Here is a 2,495-nt window from a genome sequence, read left to right on the forward strand (position 1 = left end):
CGTTTTTCCATAGGCTCCGCCCCCCTGACAAGCATCACAGAATCTGACGCTCAAATCAGTGGTGGCGAAACCCGATGCGGCTTAAAGATACCAGGCGTTTCCCCCTGGTGGCTCCCTCGTGCTCCCCCGCATTCCTGCCTTTCGGTTTACCGGTGTCACTCCGCTGTTATGGCCGCGGTTTCTCATTCCACGCCTGACACTCAGTTCCGGGAAGGCAGTTCGCTCCAGGATGGACTGTATGCACGAACCCCCCGTTCAGTCCGACCGCTGCGCCTTATCCGGTAACTATCAACTTGAGTCCAACCCGGAAAGACACGACTAATCGCCATTGGCAACGGCCATTGGCAAACAGGATGTGCGAGAGATGTCTCAAGAGTTCTTGAAGTGGCGGCCTTAGTGAGGCTACACTGAAAGGACAAATTTGGTGACATGTCTCGCACAAGACTGTTACCACGGTTAGGGGATCTGCCAGGATTACCTAACCTTCGAAAAACCACCTGCCAGGGTGGTTTTTTCGTTTACAGGGCAAGAGATTACGCGCGGAAAAAAAGGATCTCAAGAAGATCCTTTATAAATTAGACATCCAACCTCACAAAGAGGAATACTTAAATCATCTTGGTATATGTATCGGCCGGATTACATCTCATATAAGCCTCCTCCCCGCCTGACACCACACTTTGACCATAGCACCTCGCGCCTAACTCGATATACAGCCCACCATCAAGCCTCTTTTCACATAAAAAATGACCTATAGTTAGATGGTTAGTGACCAAAACTGATATGGATAAAAGGAGCTGGCTTTGAAAAAGATTTTTGTTTCAGTGTTCGCAGCGGCAGTTGCGCTTTCAGCCCTCACCGGCTGCACGCGCACAAGCTATGCCATACACACCAATGACGGTCGCACTATTGTCAGCGACGGCAAACCTAAAGAATCAGACTCAGGCCTGCTTGGCTATACAGACGCGAATGGTGTCAAACAGCAGATCAATAAAACCGACGTTAAAGAAGTCTCCGAAATTCCGCACTGAGCATCTTCTCCGAAAAAGGCCGCTAATGTGGCCTTTTTCTTTACCTGTGGTTCTCCGCCAAAATCCCAGCAAATTGCATCACCAAAGCTAAAAGCTTTCAGGGTTGTCTAAAAAGCACAAGACATAAGAGGAAGTGCGGTATTTTATAATCAAGCCCCCAAGAATTTACCATAACATCCGTTGCCCGCACCGCCTGAGACGCGTTCAGCGCGTTCCTGACGAAACCATGACAAAAACCACAACAAACCACCCCGGAACCCGTCAGAAACGCGCCTGTTAAATTTTAACGGCATGCATGACTATGCACCAGAATGACGCCATGCTCTTTTCACGCAAAAATCATCACCAGACGGGGAAAATCACCAGTGACCAGACAGGAATCCGCCGCCCTCAATATGGCCAAATTTATCCGCGCACAGACACTTCTCCTCCTTGAGCGGCTCGAGCAGATGGATCTGGATGAGGCTGCCGGCTGCTGTGAGCACCTGCACGATCAGGCCGAAGCGCTTTACGCCATGCTGAACGCACAGATAGGCGAGGAAAATGCGTGAAAATCGGTGAACGGGTGCGCAATTCAGTGCGCGGCCGTGAGGCGATGGCGGGGTGTCGGGGCGCAGCCCTGACCAGGGTATTTGTGATGCCGGCGCGTGCGCGGTATTACAAATGCACATCCTGTCCCGGAACGGACACCGGGAAACAGCAAAAAAAACCGGGCGGCACGCCCGGAACTCAATCAAGTTAGATTAGATTACTCTCACTCGTCCATAACAGCATCATGGAACGACGACCACCGTCCGTGACGGCCGCCTCGTTTAAGTATGGACAGAAATACAGAAAATGCTCAGGACGAAATGTAATGAATGCGAACGGATTCAAGAAATTCGAGCATGACAGTCCTTACGGCCGGTTCGGTTTCAGACAAAATCTGCCGGTATGCATCCAGCATCATGGCTCCGGCATCCCCTCCGGCACGCCGTAGCCAGACCGAAACAACGGACACAAGCAGGTGTCGCTCATCATCACTAAGAGTCATCAGGGCTCCGGAAGAAAAACCAAACATGGCTTACCTACTGTTAACGGCAACGCAGAAGAAAGGTTTACAGGGTAGCGGGCAGGGATGAAAAAAAAAAAATTGCAGTCAGGCCGGAACGGCTGCTGAACCGGTACAGGCGGGTTCCGGGCGCAGCGCCGGACCAGTCACGGAGCACTAGCGGAGTGTATACTGGCTTAAGATGTAGCATGGCAGTAACACATAGCATTAATGCCACATAAGACAGGCGCAGAAAGTGAAAGAAAACGCGTCAGGAGAAAATGTGATACAGAATATATTCCGCTTCCTCGCTCACTGACTCGCTCCGCTCGGTCGTTCGGCTGCGGCGAGCGGGACGGGCTTACGGATGGATCAGAAATTTCCTGGGGGATGCCAGGAAGATACTTAACGAAGAACAAAGCCGTTTTTCCATAGGC

Annotated in this window: 3 protein-coding genes; 2 read left to right on the forward strand and 1 reads right to left on the reverse strand. The window is 51.3% G+C overall.

Going from position 1 to position 2,495, the window contains the following annotated elements; all coding sequences use genetic code 11:
* The first annotated feature begins 800 nt into the window (after positions 1-800).
* Both KOSB73_RS26965 and KOSB73_RS26970 read left to right on the forward strand, forming a co-directional pair.
* Positions 801-1,028 (forward strand): YgdI/YgdR family lipoprotein, encoded by a 228-nt coding sequence (locus KOSB73_RS26965; protein WP_021243043.1) that lies wholly within the window; start codon positions 801-803, stop codon positions 1,026-1,028.
* 365 nt (positions 1,029-1,393) lie between these two features.
* Positions 1,394-1,579, forward strand: coding sequence for a Rop family plasmid primer RNA-binding protein (locus KOSB73_RS26970; RefSeq protein ID WP_013772937.1), 186 nt, complete (start codon positions 1,394-1,396; stop codon positions 1,577-1,579).
* 290 nt (positions 1,580-1,869) lie between these two features.
* On the opposite strand, the gene KOSB73_RS26975 is transcribed toward KOSB73_RS26970, so the two are convergent.
* A complete protein-coding gene (locus tag KOSB73_RS26975; RefSeq protein ID WP_021243041.1) occupies positions 1,870-2,061 on the reverse strand; it encodes a hypothetical protein in 192 nt (63 codons plus the stop codon).
* Between the last annotated feature and the right edge of the window lie 434 nt (positions 2,062-2,495).

It is taken from the genome of Klebsiella grimontii (genome assembly GCF_900200035.1).
GTDB lineage: Bacteria > Pseudomonadota > Gammaproteobacteria > Enterobacterales > Enterobacteriaceae > Klebsiella > Klebsiella grimontii.